This is a genomic window from Pseudomonas sp. GM30, assembly GCF_000282275.2.
Lineage (GTDB): Bacteria > Pseudomonadota > Gammaproteobacteria > Pseudomonadales > Pseudomonadaceae > Aquipseudomonas.
In genome coordinates this window covers 363,565-383,832 of sequence record NZ_AKJP02000027.1, presented here as the reverse complement: position 1 = coordinate 383,832, position 20,268 = coordinate 363,565, and the positions used below count along the sequence as shown (strand labels likewise).

At 61.2% G+C, this 20,268-nt stretch carries 20 protein-coding genes; 14 read left to right on the top strand and 6 right to left on the bottom strand.

What is annotated here, in order from left to right:
* The first annotated feature begins 83 nt into the window (after positions 1 to 83).
* Complete coding sequence (gene gabT / locus PMI25_RS19570) at positions 84 to 1,361, top strand: 4-aminobutyrate--2-oxoglutarate transaminase (RefSeq protein ID WP_007963500.1); 1,278 nt, start codon at positions 84 to 86, stop codon at positions 1,359 to 1,361.
* A 141-nt stretch (positions 1,362 to 1,502) separates the two neighbouring features.
* Entirely contained in the window at positions 1,503 to 2,714 is a 1,212-nt protein-coding gene (locus PMI25_RS19565) for a response regulator (RefSeq protein WP_007963497.1), read from the top strand.
* A gap of 130 nt (positions 2,715 to 2,844) precedes the next feature.
* On the opposite strand, the gene PMI25_RS19560 is transcribed toward PMI25_RS19565, so the two are convergent.
* Both PMI25_RS19560 and desA read right to left on the bottom strand, forming a co-directional pair.
* Positions 2,845 to 3,834 (bottom strand): GGDEF domain-containing protein, encoded by a 990-nt coding sequence (locus PMI25_RS19560; RefSeq protein ID WP_007963496.1) that lies wholly within the window; start codon positions 3,832 to 3,834, stop codon positions 2,845 to 2,847.
* 247 nt (positions 3,835 to 4,081) lie between these two features.
* On the bottom strand, positions 4,082 to 5,266 hold the full coding sequence (gene desA, locus PMI25_RS19555) for a delta-9 fatty acid desaturase DesA (RefSeq protein ID WP_007963495.1): 1,185 nt from the start codon (positions 5,264 to 5,266) through the stop codon (positions 4,082 to 4,084).
* A gap of 147 nt (positions 5,267 to 5,413) precedes the next feature.
* On the opposite strand from desA, the gene dibA reads away from it, so the two are divergent.
* The 6 genes from dibA to PMI25_RS19525 all read left to right on the top strand — a co-directional run bounded on the left by dibA (position 5,414) and on the right by PMI25_RS19525 (position 11,791).
* Positions 5,414 to 7,333 carry a phosphodiesterase DibA gene (gene dibA, locus PMI25_RS19550; RefSeq protein WP_007963493.1) on the top strand — a complete coding sequence of 640 codons (1,920 nt, stop codon included), beginning with the start codon at positions 5,414 to 5,416 and terminating at the stop codon, positions 7,331 to 7,333.
* 289 nt (positions 7,334 to 7,622) lie between these two features.
* Positions 7,623 to 7,805: a sulfur starvation response protein OscA gene (oscA, locus tag PMI25_RS19545; protein WP_003220508.1), complete on the top strand. Its 183-nt coding sequence runs from the start codon at positions 7,623 to 7,625 to the stop codon at positions 7,803 to 7,805.
* A 137-nt stretch (positions 7,806 to 7,942) separates the two neighbouring features.
* Positions 7,943 to 8,956 carry a sulfate ABC transporter substrate-binding protein gene (locus PMI25_RS19540; RefSeq protein ID WP_003220509.1) on the top strand — a complete coding sequence of 338 codons (1,014 nt, stop codon included), beginning with the start codon at positions 7,943 to 7,945 and terminating at the stop codon, positions 8,954 to 8,956.
* Between the two features lie 138 nt (positions 8,957 to 9,094).
* Positions 9,095 to 9,913, top strand: a complete 819-nt coding sequence (cysT, locus tag PMI25_RS19535) for a sulfate ABC transporter permease subunit CysT (protein WP_007952818.1) — start codon at positions 9,095 to 9,097, stop codon at positions 9,911 to 9,913.
* 12 nt (positions 9,914 to 9,925) lie between these two features.
* Entirely contained in the window at positions 9,926 to 10,798 is an 873-nt protein-coding gene (gene cysW, locus PMI25_RS19530) for a sulfate ABC transporter permease subunit CysW (RefSeq protein WP_007952817.1), read from the top strand.
* Positions 10,799 to 10,801: 3 nt separating this feature from the next.
* A complete protein-coding gene (locus tag PMI25_RS19525) occupies positions 10,802 to 11,791 on the top strand; it encodes a sulfate/molybdate ABC transporter ATP-binding protein (RefSeq protein ID WP_007963490.1) in 990 nt (329 codons plus the stop codon).
* Positions 11,792 to 11,872: 81 nt separating this feature from the next.
* Here PMI25_RS19525 and PMI25_RS19520 read toward each other — a convergent pair whose 3' ends face one another.
* Entirely contained in the window at positions 11,873 to 12,397 is a 525-nt protein-coding gene (locus tag PMI25_RS19520) for an Mpo1 family 2-hydroxy fatty acid dioxygenase (RefSeq protein WP_007963488.1), read from the bottom strand.
* An 82-nt stretch (positions 12,398 to 12,479) separates the two neighbouring features.
* Here PMI25_RS19520 and PMI25_RS19515 point away from each other — a divergent pair, with 82 nt between their 5' ends.
* Positions 12,480 to 13,157, top strand: coding sequence for a Crp/Fnr family transcriptional regulator (locus PMI25_RS19515; RefSeq protein ID WP_007963487.1), 678 nt, complete (start codon positions 12,480 to 12,482; stop codon positions 13,155 to 13,157).
* A 171-nt stretch (positions 13,158 to 13,328) separates the two neighbouring features.
* On the opposite strand, the gene uraH is transcribed toward PMI25_RS19515, so the two are convergent.
* Together uraH and PMI25_RS19505 are read right to left on the bottom strand one after the other, a co-directional pair.
* Entirely contained in the window at positions 13,329 to 13,739 is a 411-nt protein-coding gene (gene uraH, locus PMI25_RS19510) for a hydroxyisourate hydrolase (protein ID WP_007963486.1), read from the bottom strand.
* 11 nt (positions 13,740 to 13,750) lie between these two features.
* A complete protein-coding gene (locus tag PMI25_RS19505) occupies positions 13,751 to 14,236 on the bottom strand; it encodes a GlcG/HbpS family heme-binding protein (RefSeq protein ID WP_007963485.1) in 486 nt (161 codons plus the stop codon).
* Positions 14,237 to 14,372: 136 nt separating this feature from the next.
* On the opposite strand from PMI25_RS19505, the gene PMI25_RS19500 reads away from it, so the two are divergent.
* From PMI25_RS19500 to PMI25_RS19485, 4 genes are all read left to right on the top strand, one after another.
* The gene (locus PMI25_RS19500) at positions 14,373 to 15,053 is read left to right on the top strand and encodes a heavy metal response regulator transcription factor (protein WP_007963484.1); all 681 of its coding nucleotides are present in this window, start codon (positions 14,373 to 14,375) and stop codon (positions 15,051 to 15,053) included.
* Positions 15,043 to 16,431 (top strand): heavy metal sensor histidine kinase, encoded by a 1,389-nt coding sequence (locus tag PMI25_RS19495; protein ID WP_007963483.1) that lies wholly within the window; start codon positions 15,043 to 15,045, stop codon positions 16,429 to 16,431. Before PMI25_RS19500 ends, PMI25_RS19495 begins: the two co-directional genes overlap by 11 nt.
* A gap of 113 nt (positions 16,432 to 16,544) precedes the next feature.
* Positions 16,545 to 16,793, top strand: coding sequence for a helix-turn-helix domain-containing protein (locus tag PMI25_RS19490; RefSeq protein ID WP_007963482.1), 249 nt, complete (start codon positions 16,545 to 16,547; stop codon positions 16,791 to 16,793).
* The gene (locus PMI25_RS19485) at positions 16,786 to 18,009 is read left to right on the top strand and encodes a type II toxin-antitoxin system HipA family toxin (RefSeq protein WP_007963481.1); all 1,224 of its coding nucleotides are present in this window, start codon (positions 16,786 to 16,788) and stop codon (positions 18,007 to 18,009) included. The genes PMI25_RS19490 and PMI25_RS19485 overlap by 8 nt, the downstream gene beginning before the upstream one ends.
* A gap of 3 nt (positions 18,010 to 18,012) precedes the next feature.
* On the opposite strand, the gene PMI25_RS19480 is transcribed toward PMI25_RS19485, so the two are convergent.
* Positions 18,013 to 19,017: an AraC family transcriptional regulator gene (locus PMI25_RS19480; protein WP_007963478.1), complete on the bottom strand. Its 1,005-nt coding sequence runs from the start codon at positions 19,015 to 19,017 to the stop codon at positions 18,013 to 18,015.
* Between the two features lie 100 nt (positions 19,018 to 19,117).
* Here PMI25_RS19480 and PMI25_RS19475 point away from each other — a divergent pair, with 100 nt between their 5' ends.
* The gene (locus PMI25_RS19475) at positions 19,118 to 20,191 is read left to right on the top strand and encodes a fatty acid desaturase (RefSeq protein ID WP_007963470.1); all 1,074 of its coding nucleotides are present in this window, start codon (positions 19,118 to 19,120) and stop codon (positions 20,189 to 20,191) included.
* Positions 20,192 to 20,268: the final 77 nt, after the last annotated feature.

Here is a 20,268-nt window from a genome sequence, read left to right as displayed (position 1 = left end):
CGATCATCGCATGCTGCCACCGCCGATTTCTCCCGCTTAATCCTTGAACCACGCCGCCCGATGAGCGGTGAATGAGGACTGTAATGAGCAAGACTAACGCTGATCTGATGGCCCGCCGTACCGCTGCTGTTCCACGTGGTGTTGGCCAGATTCACCCGATCTTCGCCGAATCGGCGAAGAACGCTACCGTGACTGACGTTGAAGGTCGTGAGTTCATCGACTTCGCCGGCGGTATCGCCGTGCTGAACACCGGCCACGTGCACCCGAAAATCATCGCCGCCGTGACCGAACAGCTGAACAAGCTGACCCACACCTGCTTCCAGGTATTGGCCTACGAGCCGTACGTTGAGCTGTGCGAAAAGATCAACGCCAAGGTGCCAGGTGATTTCGCCAAGAAAACCCTGCTGGTGACCACCGGTTCCGAAGCCGTGGAAAACGCCGTGAAAATCGCCCGCGCCGCCACTGGCCGTGCCGGCGTGATCGCCTTCACCGGCGCTTACCACGGTCGCACCATGATGACCCTGGGCCTGACCGGTAAGGTCGTGCCTTACTCGGCCGGCATGGGCCTGATGCCAGGCGGCATTTTCCGCGCGCTGTACCCGAACGAGCTGCACGGCGTGAGCATCGACGATTCGATCGCGTCCATCGAGCGCATCTTCAAGAACGACGCCGAGCCGAAAGACATCGCCGCGATCATCATCGAGCCTGTGCAGGGCGAAGGTGGTTTCTACGTCGCGCCGAAAGAATTCATGAAGCGTCTGCGTGCCCTGTGCGACCAGCACGGCATCCTGCTGATCGCTGACGAAGTGCAGACCGGCGCTGGCCGTACCGGCACCTTCTTCGCCATGGAACAGATGGGCGTTGCTGCCGACCTGACCACCTTCGCCAAATCCATCGCTGGCGGCTTCCCGCTGGCCGGTGTCTGCGGCAAGGCCGAATACATGGACGCCATCGCTCCAGGCGGCCTGGGCGGCACCTACGCCGGTAGCCCGATCGCTTGCGCTGCGGCTCTGGCCGTGATGGAAGTGTTCGAAGAAGAGAAGTTGCTGGACCGCTGCAAGGCTGTCGGCGAGCGTCTGGTAACCGGTCTGAAGGCCATCCAGGCCAAGTACCCGGTGATCGGTGAAGTGCGTGCGCTGGGCGCGATGATCGCGGTCGAGCTGTTCGAAAACGGCGACAGCCACAAGCCGAACCCGACCGCTGTCGCGGCTGTGGTAGCCAAGGCGCGCGACAAGGGCCTGATCCTGCTGTCCTGCGGCACTTACGGCAACGTGCTGCGCGTCCTCGTACCGCTGACCTCGCCGGACGAGCAACTGGACAAAGGCCTGGCGATCATCGAAGAGTGCTTCTCGGAGCTGTAAGCCCCGACTCCGTGTGATCGGTTCGACAAAAAACCCGCTTCGGCGGGTTTTTTTACGCCCCTTGAAACACATCCGGCGCTTTTGCGCTGTATCGAAAGGCCAGCATTGGCTAAGGTTCAGGCATTGCAAGGGAGAGCGCGCATGACTGCCGTTGATTTACCCGCCGTACCCCGAGTGCTGATTGCCGAGGCTGATCCATGGTCCCGGGACCTGCTTAAACAAGTGTTGCTCAATGTGCGCTGCGATGCGCGGCTGGACCTGTGTGCCGACGGCCAGCAAGCCCTGTCTTTACTCAGCGAAGTGCCCTATGACCTGGCCATTGTCGATTGGGAGTTGCCGGGTATCGACGGCTTGAGCGTGCTGCGCAGCGTGCGGCAGCGCAAACGCAATCCGCCGCTGCCGTTCATCCTGATGAGCAGCCGCAACGACAGCGCCAGCGTGCGTGAAGCCATTCCGTTGGCGCCCACGGCCTACCTGACCAAACCGCTGAACATGGAAAACCTGACCGAGCGCTTGCAGGGGTTGCTGCTGGATGCAGGCGAAGAGGTTTTCTGTGAAGTGCCGACGCTGGCGCCGGGCATGACCTTGTCGGTGTTCCTTGAGCGGCGTCGCGAGCAGGCGGATGGCGCGCCGTTGATGACCGATGTGCAAGTGGCGGTCAAACGCAGTCTCAACCCCAATGGCCTCGACCTGAAACTGCTGGAAGAAGAAATCCGCACCGATCCGCAGATCACCGCCGTGCTGATCGCCGCCGCCAACAGCGCGGCGCAGCATCATGGCGCGGCGGTGCAGACCCTGGGTCAGGCGCTGCATCGCCTCGGCACCGGGCAGAGCATGAACCTGATTCTCGGCCTGGCGCTCAAGCGCAGCGCCAAACTCAGCGATCCATGCCTGGCGGACTACGCCGAGCGCTATTGGGGGTTGTCGCTGCACACGGCCGAATATGCCCGCACGCTGGCGCGCCTGCTCGATCTGGATCAGGAGCGCTGCTACTGCGCCGGTATGTTGCATCGTCTCGGTGACCTGGCGTTGCTGCGTTGTTTGCAGGAGTGGAAGCAGGCCGGCGGCGAGCTGGATGAGCTGGAGGAAGTCGGCGACGCGCTGGCGGAGTTCGGCGCGGCTTACGGTTCGGCGTTGCGTACACGCTGGCGCTTGCCGCTGGAGCTGCGTGAGTTGATTGCGTCGGTCTACCAGCTCGGAGGCGGGGTTTACTCCCGTGAGGCGCTGGTGATGAACATGGCGGCGCAAATGGCCCGTCTGACCGAGCATGAGGGCGTCGAAGAGCTGGCGAAGAGTCGCACGGCGCGGTTGTTGAAGATCGGGCTGCCGGAATTGATGCGGATGCGCAAGTAACCGGACTCACGAGCATCCCCCTGCAGGAGCTGCGGCACGCTGCGATCTTTTGATCTTGTCTTTTAAAACAAAATCAAAAGATCGCAGCGTGCCGCAGCTCCTACTGGGGAGGTGAATCGGATGGTGGGTTTCAGCTTGAGATAATCCGGTTCTTGCCCTGACGCTTGGCCTCGTACATCGCCGCGTCCGCCCGGGCGAACAGGCTGTCGAGGTTTTCGTCGTCATCGTGAAGGCTGGTCAATCCCTGGCTGACGGTGATGCCGAACGTCTGGCCGTCCACGTTGAAGCTCAACCGCTGAATCTCCTGCTGGAGCCGCTCGGCCACTTGCATCGCCATGTCCGGCGCGCAACCCGGGAACACGGCGGCGAATTCCTCGCCACCAATGCGTCCGAACAGATCGCCACGGCGCAAGGAGCCGCGCCCGCATTCGGCGATGCGCTGCAGCACGTTGTCACCTTCCGGGTGGCCGTAGCTATCGTTGATCTGCTTGAAGTCATCGATGTCCAACAGCAGAAAGGCTAGAGGTGCACCTTGCAGGCGCGCCTCTTCGAACTCGCGGTTGGCGCATTCGAAGAAATGTCGGCGGTTGCTGCTCTGGGTCAGCACGTCAGTGGTCGCCAGGCGATGCAGCTCGGTTTCCATGTGCTTCTTGTCGGTGATGTCTTCGGCGATGCCGACAATGATCACCGGTTGCCCGGGCTCGTCCTGACGGTTGATGAAGCATTTGTCGCTGAGCCAGCGAACCTGTCCGTCAGCGGCGATGATCCGGTATTCGCGGTCTTCCACTGCGCCTGTGTGCAGGACTTCGGCAAGGCTGCGTTCGGCGTAATCCAGGTCGTCGGGGTAGATGCTGTCGCGCCACTGGTTGTAGTCGGCCAGCAGCAGGCCTGCGGAGCGACCGAAAATCCGCTCATACGCAGGGCTGACGTACAGCACCTGACGGGTTTCCCAGTTGAACGCCCAAAGCACCGCGTTGACGCTCACCAGCAGTGAGCTGAACAGCTGTTCGCGCTCGCTCAGCCGGGCGACTTCGCCTTGGGCGTGCATCAGCGCCATCAGGGTTTGCGCGGCCTCGGGCCACTGCGCAGGGGATGAGTCTTTTTGATTGTTGTTGACCATCGGCACTTATCTCAAAGGGCGTGCCGCGATTTCGACAACTGCCACAGTACAGCCCGCCGGGGTGGCGAAGTGTCTTTGAGATAGGGCTTTCGGTGCTAAGTTCCGCGCTTTTGTGGCGAGGGAGCTTGCTCCCGCCGGGCGGTAGATATGACGCGTTTCAGCAATGAGAACGCGTCGACAAATTTGCGGTAGCTGCGCTACCGATCGGGGATGAATCCCCTCGCCACAGGGGATTCGTTCATGGCGGTCAGGCTGCGGCGGGGCGCAGCGAGTAGGTTTTCAGCTGGTCGGCGAATTCACGCAGCGACTGGATACCGCTGGCCTCGGCCTCGTGCACCCATTCCTTGATGGCGGCGAGCATGTCATGACCATTGGCGCTGGTCTTGACCCAGATCTGCTGCAGGGCCAGGCGTTTTTCGTAAATTACCTTCAGCGCCTGGCTGTGCTCGAGCATGTTCTGGATGCGCAAGTGATGGCGGTCTTCCAGCAGGCTGGTTTCCCGCGACAGCAGACGTTTGGCCCGATGGAATTGATGGCGTACCGAATGATCGACCTTGTCCAGCTCCTGCTTGACCAGCGGGCCGATGACCAACTTGCGGTACTGGGCCATGATCTGGAAGCGGTTGTTGAGGATCGCCATGGCGGTGTCCATGTCCAGACTGCCCTTGCCTTCGACGCGGTGGGCGATCGGCGCCACACGCTGCACCTTGGCTAGACCGAGGAAGCTGAAGACCTTGATCCACGCCCAGCCGAGGTCGAACTCCCACTTTTTCACCGACAGCTTGGCCGAGTTGGGGTAGGTGTGATGGTTGTTATGCAGTTCTTCGCCGCCGATCAGGATGCCCCACGGCACCAGATTGGTCGCGGCGTCGCGGCATTCGAAGTTGCGGTAGCCGATGGCGTGACCCAGACCGTTGACCACGCCGGCAGCCCAGACCGGGATCCACATCATCTGGATCGCCCAGATGGTGATGCCGATGGTGCCGAACAGCAGCAGGTCGATGACGCCCATGATCGCCACGCCCAGCAGCGGATAGCGGCTGTAGAGGTTGCGCTCGATCCAGTCTTCCGGGCAGTTTTTGCCGTAGATGCGCAGGGTCTCCGGGTTCTCGGCTTCGGCGCGATACAGCTCGGCGCCTTTGCGCAGCACGGTGGACAGACCTTTGATCACCGGGCTGTGCGGATCATCTTCGGTTTCGCATTTGGCGTGGTGTTTGCGGTGGATGGCAGTCCACTCGCGGGTGTTCTGCGCCGTGGTCAGCCACAGCCAGAAGCGGAAAAAGTGTTTCAGGCCAGCGTTCAGTTCAAGCGAACGGTGGGCCGAATAACGGTGCAGATAGACCGTGACGGCGACAATTGTCACGTGGGTCATCAGCAGGGTGACCGCGACCAGAGACCAGGCCGACAAGCCAAGAAAACCTTCGTACCACATAGGCTATAGGGCCCTCGATAAAGATAAAAACAGCCGTTGCATTATCACCAAGCACACAGATAAAACCAGTCGCCCTTTCAGATAAGAGTCGCTGGATGTTTCTTGACCTATAATTCCAACCTTTTTTGTAGGGACATGGACAGCCGAATGCCTGCCACTTACCGCGATGCCTTGCGTGCAGCGCTGCTTTACCTGGTGCTTGCTGTCGTCTGGCTGCAGGGCACTGGTTACTTATTGAACAGTTTCTTTGATGAGTCTGTCGATCTGCAGCGATGGCAACTGATCAACGGTTACGTCTGGGCTACCGTCAGTGCTGGCCTGATTTTCCTGGCACGGGCCAGATTGTGCGAATTTCTCGGCATCGGTGCGCGGTTACGCGAGCGTCAGTCCGACCGCGAACGCCTGCGCCAGGCGGCCGCGGTGTTCGATTGCACCCGTGAAGGGGTGCTGGTCACCGACCGTCAGGGGTTGATCGTGCACGTCAATCGCGCGTTCATGGAGATCACCGGCTATCAGCGCGAAGAAGTCCTCGGGCATCAGCCAAGCCTGTTCAAGTCCGGCCACCATCCGCCGGGCTTCTATCAGGCAATGTTCGCCACGCTGGAGAGCGAGGGCGAGTGGAGCGGGGAGATCTGGAACCGGCGCAAGAGCGGCGAGATTTATCCACAGTGGCAGACCATCCGCGTGATTCACGACGATCAGGGCCGCCTCAGCCACTACGTGGCGGTGTTCTCCGACATCAGCGCGATCAAGGATTCCGAACACGAACTCAAGCACCTGGCCCACCACGATCCACTGACCGATCTGCCCAACCGTCTGCTGTTCAGTGACCGCGCCGAGCAGGCGCTGGCGTCGGCGCAGATCCACAAGCGCGGCTGCGCGTTGCTGATGATCGATCTGGATCACTTCAAGATGATCAACGACAGCCTCGGCCACAACGTCGGTGACCGCTTGCTCAAAGCGGTGGCGGCACGCCTGCAGGAACTGTTCGGCCCCGGAATTACTCTGGCGCGGCTTGGCGGTGACGAGTTCGCGGTGCTGGCGGAAAGTTGTCCACAGCTGGTGCAGGCGGCGGCGCTGGCTCAGCGCATTCTCGATGCGCTGAAGGAGCCATTCTGCATCGATGCGCATGAGCTGTTCATCAACGCGAGTATCGGTATCAGCCTGTTCCCCAGTGATGCGTTGAGTGCCGACCAACTTCTGCGCAATGCCGACGCCGCGCTGTTCAAGGCCAAGAGCAGCGGCCGCAACGGTTATGCGTTGTACACCGAAGAGCTGACCGCCCACGCGCAGCAACGAGTCGAGATCGCCTTCGAACTGCGCCGCGCGCTGGAGCAACAGGAACTGCGGGTCTATTACCAACCGGTGCACGATTTGCACAGCAGTCGCCTGATCGGCGTCGAAGCGCTGGTGCGCTGGCAACATCCGCAGCGGGGGCTGGTGTCGCCGGCGGAGTTCATCCCGATTGCCGAGCGCACCGGGCTGATCGCCGAAATCGATGCGTGGGTGATGCGTCAGGCGTGTTCGCAGATGTGTCAGTGGCAGCAGGCCGGGATTGTGCTGTCGTTTGTCGCGGTGAACGTGTCGTCGCGCTTGTTTGCCCGGCGAGAGCTGTATCAGCAGGTGGCGCAGGTGCTGCACGAGACCGGGCTGGATCCGGCGTATCTGGAGCTGGAAGTCACCGAAAGCGCGGTGATGGATGATCCGGAAGTGGCGCTGGAACAAATGCACCGGTTGCGCGAGCTGGGTATTCGCCTGGCCATCGACGATTTCGGCACCGGCTATTCGTCGCTGCTGCGACTCAAGCGCCTGCCGGTGCAGAAGCTCAAGATCGATCAGGGTTTTGTCGCCGGCCTGCCGTGGGACGAGGACGACGCGGCGATTGTCCGGGTAATCATCGCACTGGCTCGCAGCATGGGCATGCAGGTGCATGCCGAAGGGATCGAGCAGGCCGAGCAGGCGGCATTTCTGCTGGAGCAGGAGTGCGATCTGGGGCAGGGCTACTGGTTTGGGCGGCCGGTGCCGGCGGGGGAGATTGATTGGGCGCGCGCACCGTTTATCGGTTGAATCCGATTCTGTGGCGAGGGAGCTTGCTCCCGCTGGACTGCGTAGCAGGCCAAAAAAACGGCGAGCGCTTCGCACTCGAGCGGGAGCAAGCTCCCTCGCCACAGGGGTTGCGGTGTTCTTTCGTCGCGGGAACACCGCGCAAACCCTTGCCCCGCCACATAATGTTTTCCAGTTATATAAACATTCTTAAATAGTCTTTTTAAGAATATCTGCGCCTCTCTTATATTGCTCCCACGCCGAACGCAGTGCCGCCCACTGCCAGGCATATCCCATTCAAAGGAGCAGCACCATGAGCGCATCCCTTCGCAGCGTTGACGGTCAGGACGAAACCACCATCTTGCGTGAAATCCAGAGCGCCCTGCGCGATCTGCGTTTCGGCGCGGTGGAGATCACTGTGCACAACGCCCAGGTCGTGCAGATCGAACGCAAAGAGAAATTCCGTTTGCAGCAGCCGGGTAACAAGCCGAGCTGAAAAAGATCGCCGCCTGCGCCAGCTTTTGCAGGGGGCTGTGCGCAAGCGCTGGCGCAGGCGGCGATCTTTGAATGAGCAACCCGATTCCAGCAACACATAAGAAAAAGCCACCACCAAGAATTCCAGGAGCTTTCACCATGTCGTCGATTCGCCGTTACGCTTTGGCCGCGCTGGCCAGCGCTGTGTTTGCCGGTTCCGCGGTTGCCAAGGATTACGAACTGCTCAACGTGTCGTACGACCCGACGCGCGAGCTGTATCAGGACTACAACGCCGAATTCATCAAGTTCTGGCAGAAGGATCATGCCGGCGACACCGTGAAAATCCAGCAATCCCACGGCGGTTCGGGCAAGCAGGGCCGCGCGGTGATCGACGGTCTGCGCGCCGACGTCGTGACCCTGGCGCTGGCCGGCGACATCGACGAAATCGCCAAGCTCGGCAAGACCCTGCCGGCCGACTGGCAGAAGCGTCTGCCGGACGCCAGCACCCCGTACACCTCGACCATCGTGTTCCTGGTGCGCAAGGGCAACCCGAAAGGCATCAAGGACTGGGGCGATCTGGTGAAGAACGACGTTTCGGTGATCACCCCGAACCCGAAAACCTCCGGCGGTGCGCGCTGGAACTTCCTCGCCGCGTGGGCCTACGGCCTGAAAGCCAACGGCGGCAGCGAAGAAAAAGCCAAAGAGTACGTGCAGACCCTGTTCAAGCACGTTCCGGTACTGGACACCGGCGCTCGTGGTTCGACCATCACCTTCGTCAACAACGGTCAGGGTGATGTGTTGCTGGCCTGGGAAAACGAAGCGTTCCTGGCGTTGAAAGAAGACGGCGGCGCCGACAAGTTCGACATCGTCGTGCCTTCGCTGTCGATCCTTGCCGAACCACCGGTGGCGGTGGTCGACAAGAACGCCGAGAAGAAGGGCAACGAGCAGATCGCCGAAGCTTACTTGAAGCACCTGTACAGCCCGGCCGGTCAGGAGATCGCCGCGAAGAACTTCTACCGCCCGCGTGACAAGGACGTGGCGGCGAAGTACGCCCAGCAGTTCCCGAAACTGGAACTGGTGACCATCGACAAGGACTTCGGCGGCTGGAAAACCGCGCAGCCGAAATTCTTCAACGACGGTGGCGTGTTCGACCAGATCTATCAGGCGCAGTAATCTGCTCCACAATGAGCCTGAAGTTCAGGCACTTGAGATGTGGGAGTGAGCTTTTGTGGTGAGGGGATAAATCCCCTCACCACAGGGCTCACTTCCACATTGATGCGTTCAGCGGAATGCTTTTAACCAAGGACTTTTATGTCGCGTCGTATCTCCCCCGTCATACCCGGCTTCGGGCTGACGCTGGGTTACACCTTGGTGTACCTCAGCCTGATTGTGCTTATCCCGCTGGCGGCGATGTTCGTCCACGCCGCCCAACTCACCTGGGATCAGTTCTGGACGATCATTTCCGCACCGCGAGTGCTGGCCGCGCTGAAGCTGAGCTTCGGCACCGCGCTGTGTGCCGCGATCATCAACGGCATCATCGGCACGCTGCTGGCCTGGGTGCTGGTGCGCTACACCTTCCCCGGGCGCAAGGTCATCGACGCGATGATCGACCTTCCGTTCGCCCTGCCGACGGCGGTGGCCGGTATCGCCCTGACCGCGCTGTACACCCCGACCGGCCTGGTCGGCCAGTTCGCCGCCGACCTCGGTTTCAAGATCGCCTACACCCCGTTGGGCATCACCCTGGCGCTGACTTTCGTCACCCTGCCGTTCGTGGTGCGCACGGTGCAGCCGGTACTGGCTGACATCCCGCGTGAAGTCGAAGAAGCCGCCGCCTGCCTTGGCGCGAAACCGTTGCAGGTGTTCCGCCATATCCTCCTGCCAGCGCTGTTGCCGGCTTGGCTGACCGGTTTTGCCCTGGCGTTCGCCCGCGGCGTCGGCGAGTACGGCTCGGTGATTTTCATCGCCGGCAACATGCCAATGAAAACCGAGATCCTGCCGCTGCTGATCATGGTCAAACTCGACCAGTACGATTACACCGGCGCCACTTCCATCGGCGTGCTGATGCTGGTGGTTTCCTTCGTCCTGTTGCTGCTGATCAACCTGTTGCAGCGGCGCATCGAAACCCCATAAGGAGGCGCGAACATGTCCCAATCGTCTATTGCGGCCGCGTCCTCGGCCAACGCTGCGCGGCGTGGCAGTGCTACTTCGCGCAGAATCCTGATCGGTCTCGGCTGGCTGATCTTTTTCCTGTTTCTGGTGTTGCCGTTGTTCATCGTGGTGTCGCAGGGGCTGAAAAATGGCCTCGGTGCATTCTTCACGGCGATCTTTGAACCGGACGCCTTGTCGGCGCTAAAACTTACGGTGATCGCCGTGCTGATTTCGGTGCCGTTGAACCTGGTGTTCGGCGTCAGCGCCGCATGGTGCGTGAGCAAATATTCGTTCCGTGGCAAGAGCATGCTGGTGACGCTGATCGACCTGCCGTTCTCGGTGTCGCCGGTGATCGCCGGTCTGGTCTACGTGCTGATGTTCGGCGCTCAGGGCCTGTTCGGCCCGTGGCTGCAGGATCACGACATCCAGATCGTCTTCGCCCTGCCGGGCATCGTGCTGGCGACGATCTTCGTCACCGTGCCGTTCGTGGCCCGCGAACTGATTCCGCTGATGCAGGAACAAGGCACGCAGGAAGAGGAAGCCGCGCGGCTGCTCGGCGCCAACGGCTGGCAGATGTTCTGGCATGTCACCGTGCCCAACATCAAATGGGGCCTGATCTATGGCGTGGTGCTGTGTACTGCGCGGGCCATGGGTGAGTTCGGTGCGGTGTCGGTGGTCTCCGGGCACATTCGCGGGGTGACCAACACCTTGCCGCTGCACGTCGAGATCCTCTACAACGAATACAACCACGTGGCCGCGTTCGCCGTGGCGAGCCTGTTGCTGATCCTGGCGCTCTTCATCCTGCTGCTCAAGCAGTGGAGCGAAAACCGTATCAACCGCCTGCGCGCCAGCGCCGCGGAGGAATAATTCATGTCGATCGAAGTGCGTAACGTCAGCAAGAATTTCAATGCGTTCAAGGCGCTGGACAACATCAGCCTGGACATCCACAGCGGTGAACTGGTGGCGCTGCTCGGCCCGTCCGGCTGCGGCAAGACCACCTTGCTGCGCATTATTGCCGGTCTGGAAACCCCGGATAACGGCAATATCGTGTTCCACGGCGAAGACGTGTCCGGCCACGACGTGCGTGATCGCAACGTCGGTTTCGTGTTCCAGCACTACGCCTTGTTCCGCCATATGACGGTGTTCGACAACGTCGCGTTCGGCCTGCGCATGAAACCGAAAAACCAGCGCCCGAGCGAAAGCCAGATCGCGACCAAGGTCCACGAGCTGCTGAACATGGTGCAACTGGACTGGTTGTCGGATCGCTACCCGGAGCAACTCTCCGGCGGTCAGCGTCAGCGTATCGCTCTCGCGCGCGCGTTGGCGGTGGAACCGAAGGTGCTGCTGCTCGACGAGCCGTTCGGCGCTCTCGACGCCAAGGTGCGTAAAGAGCTGCGCCGCTGGCTCGCGCGGCTGCACGAAGACATCAACCTGACTTCGGTGTTCGTGACCCACGACCAGGAAGAAGCGATGGAAGTCGCCGACCGCATCGTGGTGATGAACAAGGGCGTGATCGAGCAGATCGGCTCGCCGGGCGACGTCTACGAAAACCCGGCCAGCGATTTCGTTTATCACTTCCTCGGCGACTCGAACCGCTTGCTGCTCAGCGACGACAACCACGTGCTGTTCCGTCCGCACGAAGTGTCGTTGTCCAAGCATGAGCTGGAAGATCACCACGCCGCTGAAGTGCGCGATATCCGCCCGTTGGGCGCGACCACGCGAGTGACGTTGAAGGTGGAAGGGCAGACGGATCTGATCGAAGCCGAAGTGGTGAAGGATCACGACAGCCTGATCGGGCTGGCCAAGGGTGAAACCCTGTTCTTCAAGCCGAAAGTCTGGCAGAAAGTTGCCAGTCTTTAAGATAAAAAGCTTCGCGAGCAGGCTCGCTCCCACAGGGAAATACATTCCAAATGTGGGAGCGAGCGTGCTCGCGAATGCGATCTACACAGCCGCACGATTCGGATTGACCCGCACCACCCCCGCCCGCGCCTCGATCTGCGCTTTCAACTCATGACGCATGCCGAGCAGGAACACCACTTCGGCCACCACAAACAGCGGCCCGACGATCAACCCGCTGACATCATCGACAAACGCCGGTTTGCGCCCCTCGTAGTGGTGCCCGACAAACTGGATCACCCAGCCGATCACGAACATCGCCAGCCCGCTGCTGAGCCAGACCATGGTGCTCTGCTGCGCCAGCGCATGCCCGGCCCAGACCGACAGGCCCATCAGCACCGTCATCAGCACGCCGAGCTTCAGTTCCAGGCGCAGGTAGAACCACGCCGAGGCCAGCGCCAGCAGCACCGCCGGCGATAGCCACACGCCGCCCAGCGTCCATTCTGGCCGCGACAACAAAACCGCCACCGCCACCACAATCAGCGGAATGCCGATAAAGTGGCTGGCGATGTTGCGCGGGTCGCGGTGGTAGGCGGCGTATTGACTCAAATGATCGACGAGGCTTTTCATTGTTGTTCCTCCTGTAGGGTGAGAGCAGCATGCCCCGGGTTCGGCGTTCGCTCTGTCAGGCAGGCGACAATTGGGAGTGATCATGGATAAGCGTTCACAGCTGCTGACCGGGCAATGGTTCAGTCATCTGCCAGCATCCTTTCAGGATAGTCTGTTGGCGGCGGCCCGGGAGCGGCGTCTGACGGCGGGGCAGCGGTTGTTTCAGCGTGGCGATGCGCCGTGCGGGTTGTACGCGGTGCTCGATGGGGCGATCCGGATCGGGGCGGTGAGCGAGCAGGGCAAGGAGGCGTTGCTGAGCCTGGTCGAAGCGCCGCACTGGTTCGGCGAAATCTGCCTGTTCGACGGCCAGCCACGCACTCACGATGCTTATGCGGTCGGGCCGTGCACCCTGCTGAATATCCCGCAGGCCATGCTGCTGAAAATCCTCGATGAACAGCCGGTGTACTGGCGGCATCTGGCATTGCTGATGAGCCAGAAATTGCGCCTGACCTTCATCAACCTCGAACAGCTCAGTCTGCTACCGGCCCCGGCGCGTCTGGCCCATCGTTTGTTGATGATCGCCGAAGGCTACGGCGAACTCGACCCGCCGCGCCGTGTGCTGCAACTGCCGCAGGAGCAGTTGGCGTCGATGCTGTCGCTGTCACGCCAGACCACCAACCAGATCCTCAAGGATCTGCAAGGTCAGGGGATTATCGGGCTTGGGTATGGCGAGATCGAGATTCTCGATGCCGAGCGTTTGCGCGCCCTCGCCACACTTTAAAATTTCACACCGATCCATTGCTGGAGTGGGCCTCTGTGGTGAGGGGATTTATCCCCGATGGGGGGCGCAGCCGCCCCCAACCTGTGATGAAGTCCGGCGACTGCTACGCAGTCGATCGGGGATAAATCCCCTCACCACAGGGCTCACTTCTACAAGGGACATATGTGCGGCTTACGAACCGCGATAGGTCGAGAACCCATAAGGGCTGAGCAGCAGCGGGATGTGGTAGTGCTGGTCCGTCTGCTTCACCTGGAAAATCACCGGAATCTCCGGGAAAAACGTCTCGCGCTTGTTCTTCTCGAAATACTCGCCGGTCTTGAACACCACCCGGTATTCACCTGCCTCGAAAGGCTGTTTGGCCGGGAACAGTTCGGCGATGCGCCCCTGTTCGTTGGTGGTGCCTTGGGCCAGTGGCTGCCAGTTCTGGCCGACGTGTTTTTCCAGGGTCACGTTGATTCCGGCGGACGGCAGGCCGTTTTCCAGGTTGAGCACGTGCACGCTCAGCGGGTTGCCGGCGGCCAGCGCCAGGCTGGAAATGGCACTCAGGCCGAGTGCGGCGAAGGTCATGCGCAGGGTGGTCATGGTCAGTCTCCTTATTGGGAACGGGTGAAGGTCAGGCCGGCCTTTTCGGCGGCTTTGATGGCACAGTTTTCGTCCTGCTCGCCGCCGCCGGATCCGGCCACACCCATGGCGCCGACCAGTTCATCAGCGGCGAACAAAGGGATGCCGCCGCCGAGCAACAGCAGCTCATCGAGGGTGTTGAGGTTGGCGGTTTCCGGATTACTGCGGGCGCGCTCGGCGAACAGCCGGGTCGGGGTTTTCGTCGACAGCGCGGTGTAGGCCTTGCGCTGGCTGGCAGCGGTGTTGTGCGGGCCGATGCCATCGCCGCGCAGGGTCACCAGCAAGTTGCCGCCACGGTCGAGCACCGAGACCGTGGCGGTGCAATTGCTCAGCGCCGTGTCGGCCAGCAGGCGTGCGGTTTTCAGATCGAGGTCAGCGTGGCGTGGAAGCTCGGCGCTGGCGAAGACGCTGGCGCTGAGGCCGAGGGCGAGGCTGGCTGCAAGGTATTTGACGGTCATGGACAGGCTCCGAAAGCGAAGGACATCACCTTAGCCGCCGCTCTTCGTCAGAACCCCGTCAGCCGGATTACAAGTTTGTAATGGGCAACCGGGCCGAAGGCGCCTAGCCTGTGTGCCTGATCAATCGAGGTGTGCCATGCGTTTGCTGGTCGTAGAAGATGAAGCCAAAACCGCGAATTTCCTGGCCAAGGGCCTGGGCGAATCGGGTTTCGCCGTGGACGTGGCACTCAATGGCCTCGATGGGCGCTATTTCATCGAGCAGCAGGCCTACGACCTGATCATCCTCGACGTGATGCTGCCGGGCCTCAATGGCTGGCAACTGCTGCAACTGATTCGCCAGCGCGGCGCCACGCCGGTGCTGTTCCTCACCGCCAAGGATGCCATCGAAGACCGCGTGCGCGGCCTCGAACTCGGTGCCGACGACTATCTGCTCAAACCCTTCGCCTTCGCCGAACTGCTCGCGCGGGTGCGCACGTTGCTGCGGCGTGGGCCGCTGCGCGAGGCCGAGTCCTACAGCATCGCCGACCTGGAAATCGACGTGCTGCGGCGTCGGGTCAGTCGCGGCGGTCAGCGCATTGCCCTGACCAACAAGGAATTTGCCCTGCTGCAATTGCTCGCCAGCCGTCAGGGCGAAGTGCTGTCGCGCACGCTGATCGCCTCGCAGGTGTGGAACCTCAATTTCGACAGCGATACCAATATGGTTGAAGTCGCGGTGCGCCGCCTGCGGGCCAAGGTCGATGATCCGTACATGCCGAAACTGATCCACACCGTGCGCGGGGTCGGTTATCAACTGGAGGCGCCCGACAATGCGGTCTAGGTCGATCGCCTGGCGTCTGGCGCTGGCGTTCGCCGTGGTCTGCGCGTTGGTGCTCAGTGCGATTGGCGTGTTCCTTTATCGGTCGCTGGCATCGGAGATCGCTTACCGCGATGACCTGGCCCTGCTCGGTCGACTCGAGCAGGTGCGCGCGTTACTTGCTGACAGCGACAGCCTCGACGCCTTGCAGGCGCGTCCACGCCTGTACCAGAACATGCTCGGCAATCTCGACAGCCTGCTGCTGGTGCGCCGCGCCGATGGCTCGAATGTGATCGCGATCAATCCGCATCAGCGTGAGCTGCCGCCATTGAACGCAATCGCACACGAGCAAATGCCACAGCGCCGCGATGTACTGACCTGGCCAGCGCCGGACGGTGCCGAGCTGGCGCTGCTGGCCGGTGAAGCCCAAGGGCCGAACGGCGAACCGCTGACGGTGATCGCCGGCAAGGTGCTGATCGAACGTGATCAGATGCTCGCCAGTTATCGCTTGCGCCTGTATCTGGCCGTCGGGCTTGGAGCGTTGCTGGCGTTCGCGCTGGGCCGGGTTCTGCTGCGCCGGGGGCTGCAACCGCTGCGCCAGTTAAGCGCGGCGGTGCGCGGTATTGATCTGCGCAGCCTCGACCAGCGTCTGCCCGCCAGCGGCACCCCCGCCGAACTGCTCGAACCGGTGCAGGCGCTCAACGGCATGCTCGCGCGGCTGGACGACAGCGTGCAGCGGCTGTCGCAGTTTTCTGCCGATCTGGCGCACGAGATCCGCACCCCGCTGCACACCTTGCTCGCCAGCAACGGCCAGGCGCTGAATCACCCGCGCAGCACGGCGGAGTATCAGGAATTGCTGGCCTCGAATATGGAAGAGTTCGAACGCCTCAAACGCATGGCCGAGAACCTGATGTTCCTTGCCCGCGCCGAACAGGCGGAGCGCGCGCTCGACTTGCGCACGCTGGAATTGCACGAGGTCGGCAATGAATTGTGCGATTACTTCGAAGCGCTGGCGGACGACCGCAATGTCCGTCTGGAAAATGCGCTGCACGGCGAACTGCTGGCCGACCAGCAACTGCTGCAACGCGCCCTCGGTAATCTGTTGGCCAACGCGGTGCGCCACGCCGATGAAGGCACGCTGATCAGCCTGCGCCGCCACGATGAGCCGGGCGTGTGCTGGTTACAGGTACACAACCACGGCCCGGTGATCGCGCCTGAACATTTGGGCAAACTGTTCGACCGCTTCTATCGCGTCGACCCTTCACGGACGCAGCCTGGGGATTCCGGTGGGCTGGGGCTGGCGATTGTGCAGTCGATCCTGCTGTTGCATGGCGGGCAGGTCAGGGTGAGCAGTAATGCGAGTGGCACAGTGTTTGAGTTGGGTTTTGTCCTGAGCCAATGATGCGCCGTGCAAGTATTCTGAAACTCAGCTAGAGTTTGGTGACTAGTGCATCGCATGTGATGCATTTCATTTACTTATCTATAAATGCATCGTAAACAGTGCAGGTTTGCGCAATGGAACAGATCGGCGAAGTGATCAGAAGCTTGCGCAAGGCGCGCAAACTCTCTCAGCAGGCACTGGCTCAACAATACGGCATGAGCCGCGCCACCATCTCGGGGATCGAAAACAACACGGTCTCTGAAATCGGCCTGCGCAAGGTTGAGGCGATACTCAACGGCTTCGGTTACGAGCTGGTTGCCGTTCCCCGCAAGTCCAATCGCCCAACCCTCGACACTCTGCAAAAAGTGAATTTCCATGACTGAAACGCCGGACAGGTTGCACATCCGTGTGGGTGAACAGATGGTCGGGACGCTGGGGCGCGGGCAGGTTCGCGACGACAGTGTGTTCAGTTATCGCGAAGATGCCAGCGCCGACAACGCGGTATCGCTGACGATGCCCACTCGCCTGGACAGCTATGGCTGGGAACATGGCATTCACCCCGTCTTCGAGATGAACCTGCCCGAAGGCGCGCTGCGTGAGGAGTTGATGCGACGCTTCAGTAAAGCCGTGCGTGGCTTCGATGATTTTGCTTTGTTGGCTATCGTCGGGCCTCATCAGCTCGGCCGTCTGGCAATTGCCAGCGCACCGGCGACTGATCAGCCTCCGGCAACATCCCTCAGCGATCTGCTGGTGCACGATGGTGCTCAGGGGCTGTTCGAAGATCTGTTACAGACCTACGGTCAGTATTCCGGAGTGTCTGGCGTGCAGCCCAAAGTGCTGGTGCGTGACAGCGCTGCGGCGATTGATCGCCTGACTCATCGGGGCGCGACTCATCTGGTCAAAGCCTTTCGCGCCGAAGAGTATCCGCAGCTGGCAACCAACGAATATTTCTGTATGCGGGCGGCGCAGCACTGCGGCCTCGAAGTGCCAACATTCGAGCTCAGCGAGCGCGGTAAATTTCTGGTGGTCGAGCGTTTTGACCTGAGCGATTCGGGGTACCTCGGTTTCGAAGATTTCTGTGTACTGAACGGGTGGCCGTCGAAGGCCAAATACGACGGTTCCTATGAAGGTGCCGCGCGGCAGATCAAGGCATTCGTTTCGCCGCAGTTGCTGGGCTCTGCCCTGGAAGCGTTTTTCAAGATTGTCGCGTTGTCCGCGGGGCTGAAAAACGGTGATGCGCATCTGAAGAACTTCGGCGTGCTTTACGAAGATTGTGCAGAGCAGTCATCCGTCAGGCTCGCGCCGGCGTACGACATCATCACAACGTCGGTTTATATCAAGAGCGACAGCATGGCGCTGCTGCTGGGCGGTTCAAAAGCCTGGCCCAAGTACAAGATGCTGGTGCGGTTCGGTCGTACGGCATGCAACCTGACCGAGGCGCGTTGCAACGAATTACTGCAACAAGTGGCTCACGGCATGCAGATGGCGATGAAGGAAATGGCCGAATACAGTCGCAAGCGTCCCGAGTTTGCCGAAATGGGCGAGGCGATGATCGAACAGTGGACTTCCGGCCTGCAACGCAGCTTGATCAAGGGCTGATGTTCAGCGCAGCTGATCGCGAAACTGCCCCGGCGTCATTCCGGTCCAGCGCTTGAACGCGCGGCTGAAGCTGCTGGTGTCGGCAAATCCCAGCAGGTAACTGACTTCACTCAACGAACACTGCGGATCGCGCAGGTGCAGCAGCGCGAGGTTTTCGCGGCTCTCGTTGAGCAGCGTGTCGAAGCGACAGCCCTCATCCGCCAGATGCCGTTGCAGGCTGCGCAGGCTCAGGTGCAAGGCCTGGGCGATGCGTTCGGCGCTGGGTTCGCCTTCGGGCAGTTGTTCTTCGATGGCGTCGCGCACCTTGCGCTCCCAGGTCAGCGGTTGGAGTTGGGCCATCGTGCGTTTGAGCACCGCTTCGTTGTGTTCGGCCAGTTCCGGGTTGGCGTCGTCGAGGTGGCTGTCGAAGTCGGCGAGGGCGAATTCCAGGCGATCTTCGGCGCAGGAGAAATGCACCGGGGCGCGGAACACCTTGTGCCATTGATGCGCATCGGACGGTTCCGGGCGGCGCAGGTACACCGCCAGCGGCGCGTAATCGCGACCCAGGCGATTGCGGCAGGTACGTACGTAGATCGCGGCAAACGCGTCAATGGCTTCGAAGGCCGGCGCCGGATTGCCTGACGGAATTTTCAGACGAAACAGATAGCGGTCATCGCTGCGGCTCAGCTCCAGTTCCAGCGCATCGCTGACCACCGGGTGATAACGCACGATGCGCTCGAACACCTCGCGCAGGCTGCCGCTGGCCACCAGCGCGTAACCGAGCGCATGGAACGTGGTCGGGCTGACGAAGCGCGAGACCCGCAGGCCGATCGCCGGATCGCCGCTGAACTGCACCGCCAGTTGCCACAGGCGCGTGGTGCCGGACAACGGATAACGCGCGTTCGGGTCGTCCATCAACTGCGGATCGAGCCCGGCCTGTTGGCACAGGCCGAGACTGTCCAGCCCCAGCGCATCGAGTTGCTTGCGCAAGGCACGGGTCCAGCTGGCGAGCGAGGTCGGTTCCTTCATGCTGATTGGCGCTTCCGGTCAACAGGTTGGCGTTCACGGCTACCATCAATAAAGCTTTCGCAAGGCAGGATGCGAACATCAATAAACAGAGGATGGAAGCATGGACCGTACTTCTGCAAGTCCCCAGCGACACAATGCTGCCCAGCGATCAGCGCATATTCGCGAAGTGGTGCTGGCCAAAGGCGTCGAGCTGCGCGAACGCTACCCGATCCTGCAGCACCAGGACGCCCTCGGTGCGGGCATTCTGGCCTTTGCTTTGGCCGGGATGATCGGCTCGGCGGCGCTGTACATCACGGGCCACATGGCATGGTGGGTGTGCCTGCTGCTGAATGCGTTTTTCGCCTCCTTGACCCATGAGCTGGAACACGACCTGATCCACAGCATGTATTTCCGCAAACAACGCGTGCCGCATAACCTGATGATGGGCCTGGTGTGGCTGGCGCGGCCGAGCACGATCAATCCGTGGATCCGTCGTCATCTGCACCTCAATCACCACAAGGTCTCCGGCACCGAAACCGACATGGAAGAACGCGCGATCACCAACGGCGAGCCTTGGGGTTTCGCGCGCTTGCTGATGGTCGGCGACAACGTGATGTCGGCGTTCATCCGCATGCTGCGAGCCAAGACCTGGGCGCACAAGTTCAGCATCATCAAGCGCACGCTGAAGGTCTATGCGCCGCTGGCGCTGGTACATTGGGGCGCGTGGTATGTGTTTCTCGGTTTTCATGCGGCGAATGGCATCGCCTACCTCATGGGTTCGCCGATTGAATGGTCGGCGACCACGCTGTCGGTGATGCAGGTGATCGATATCGCGGCGGTGGTGATCATTGGCCCGAACGTGCTGCGCACCTTTTGCCTGCACTTCATCAGCTCGAACATGCATTACTACGGCGACATCGAGGCGGGCAACGTGCTGCAGCAATGCCAAGTGCTCAATCCGTGGTGGTTGTGGCCGCTGCAGGCGTTCTGCTTCAACTTCGGCAGCAGTCACGGGATTCATCATTTTGTGGTGAAGGAACCGTTTTACATTCGCCAGCTGACCGTGCCGGTGGCGCACAAGGTGATGCGCGAGATGGGCGTGCGGTTCAATGATTTCGGCACGTTTGGGCGGGCGAACCGGTTTGTTCGCAAGGATGAATTGGTGCAGGAAGAGGTGCGCACTGCCCGGGCTTGATGGGTGGTTTGAGGGCCTCTTCGCTGGCAAGCCAGCTCCCACAGGTTTTGTGTCATTCGAAGGGTTTGTGAACGACA

Bases quoted from the DNA above. Each gene is read 5' to 3' on its own strand.
- cysT (WP_007952818.1), top strand. From the start codon at position 9,095: ATGTCGCGTCGTATCTCCCCCGTCATACCCGGCTTCGGGCTGACGCTG.
- desA (WP_007963495.1), bottom strand. From the start codon at position 5,266: ATGTGGTACGAAGGTTTTCTTGGCTTGTCGGCCTGGTCTCTGGTCGCG.
- gabT (WP_007963500.1), top strand. From the start codon at position 84: ATGAGCAAGACTAACGCTGATCTGATGGCCCGCCGTACCGCTGCTGTT.
- PMI25_RS19485 (WP_007963481.1), top strand. From the start codon at position 16,786: ATGACTGAAACGCCGGACAGGTTGCACATCCGTGTGGGTGAACAGATG.
- cysW (WP_007952817.1), top strand. From the start codon at position 9,926: ATGTCCCAATCGTCTATTGCGGCCGCGTCCTCGGCCAACGCTGCGCGG.
- dibA (WP_007963493.1), top strand. From the start codon at position 5,414: ATGCCTGCCACTTACCGCGATGCCTTGCGTGCAGCGCTGCTTTACCTG.
- PMI25_RS19560 (WP_007963496.1), bottom strand. From the start codon at position 3,834: ATGGTCAACAACAATCAAAAAGACTCATCCCCTGCGCAGTGGCCCGAG.
- PMI25_RS19565 (WP_007963497.1), top strand. From the start codon at position 1,503: ATGACTGCCGTTGATTTACCCGCCGTACCCCGAGTGCTGATTGCCGAG.
- PMI25_RS19540 (WP_003220509.1), top strand. From the start codon at position 7,943: ATGTCGTCGATTCGCCGTTACGCTTTGGCCGCGCTGGCCAGCGCTGTG.
- PMI25_RS19495 (WP_007963483.1), top strand. From the start codon at position 15,043: ATGCGGTCTAGGTCGATCGCCTGGCGTCTGGCGCTGGCGTTCGCCGTG.
- PMI25_RS19515 (WP_007963487.1), top strand. From the start codon at position 12,480: ATGGATAAGCGTTCACAGCTGCTGACCGGGCAATGGTTCAGTCATCTG.
- PMI25_RS19475 (WP_007963470.1), top strand. From the start codon at position 19,118: ATGGACCGTACTTCTGCAAGTCCCCAGCGACACAATGCTGCCCAGCGA.
- PMI25_RS19525 (WP_007963490.1), top strand. From the start codon at position 10,802: ATGTCGATCGAAGTGCGTAACGTCAGCAAGAATTTCAATGCGTTCAAG.
- PMI25_RS19500 (WP_007963484.1), top strand. From the start codon at position 14,373: ATGCGTTTGCTGGTCGTAGAAGATGAAGCCAAAACCGCGAATTTCCTG.
- PMI25_RS19520 (WP_007963488.1), bottom strand. From the start codon at position 12,397: ATGAAAAGCCTCGTCGATCATTTGAGTCAATACGCCGCCTACCACCGC.
- PMI25_RS19490 (WP_007963482.1), top strand. From the start codon at position 16,545: ATGGAACAGATCGGCGAAGTGATCAGAAGCTTGCGCAAGGCGCGCAAA.
- uraH (WP_007963486.1), bottom strand. From the start codon at position 13,739: ATGACCACCCTGCGCATGACCTTCGCCGCACTCGGCCTGAGTGCCATT.
- PMI25_RS19505 (WP_007963485.1), bottom strand. From the start codon at position 14,236: ATGACCGTCAAATACCTTGCAGCCAGCCTCGCCCTCGGCCTCAGCGCC.
- PMI25_RS19480 (WP_007963478.1), bottom strand. From the start codon at position 19,017: ATGAAGGAACCGACCTCGCTCGCCAGCTGGACCCGTGCCTTGCGCAAG.
- oscA (WP_003220508.1), top strand. From the start codon at position 7,623: ATGAGCGCATCCCTTCGCAGCGTTGACGGTCAGGACGAAACCACCATC.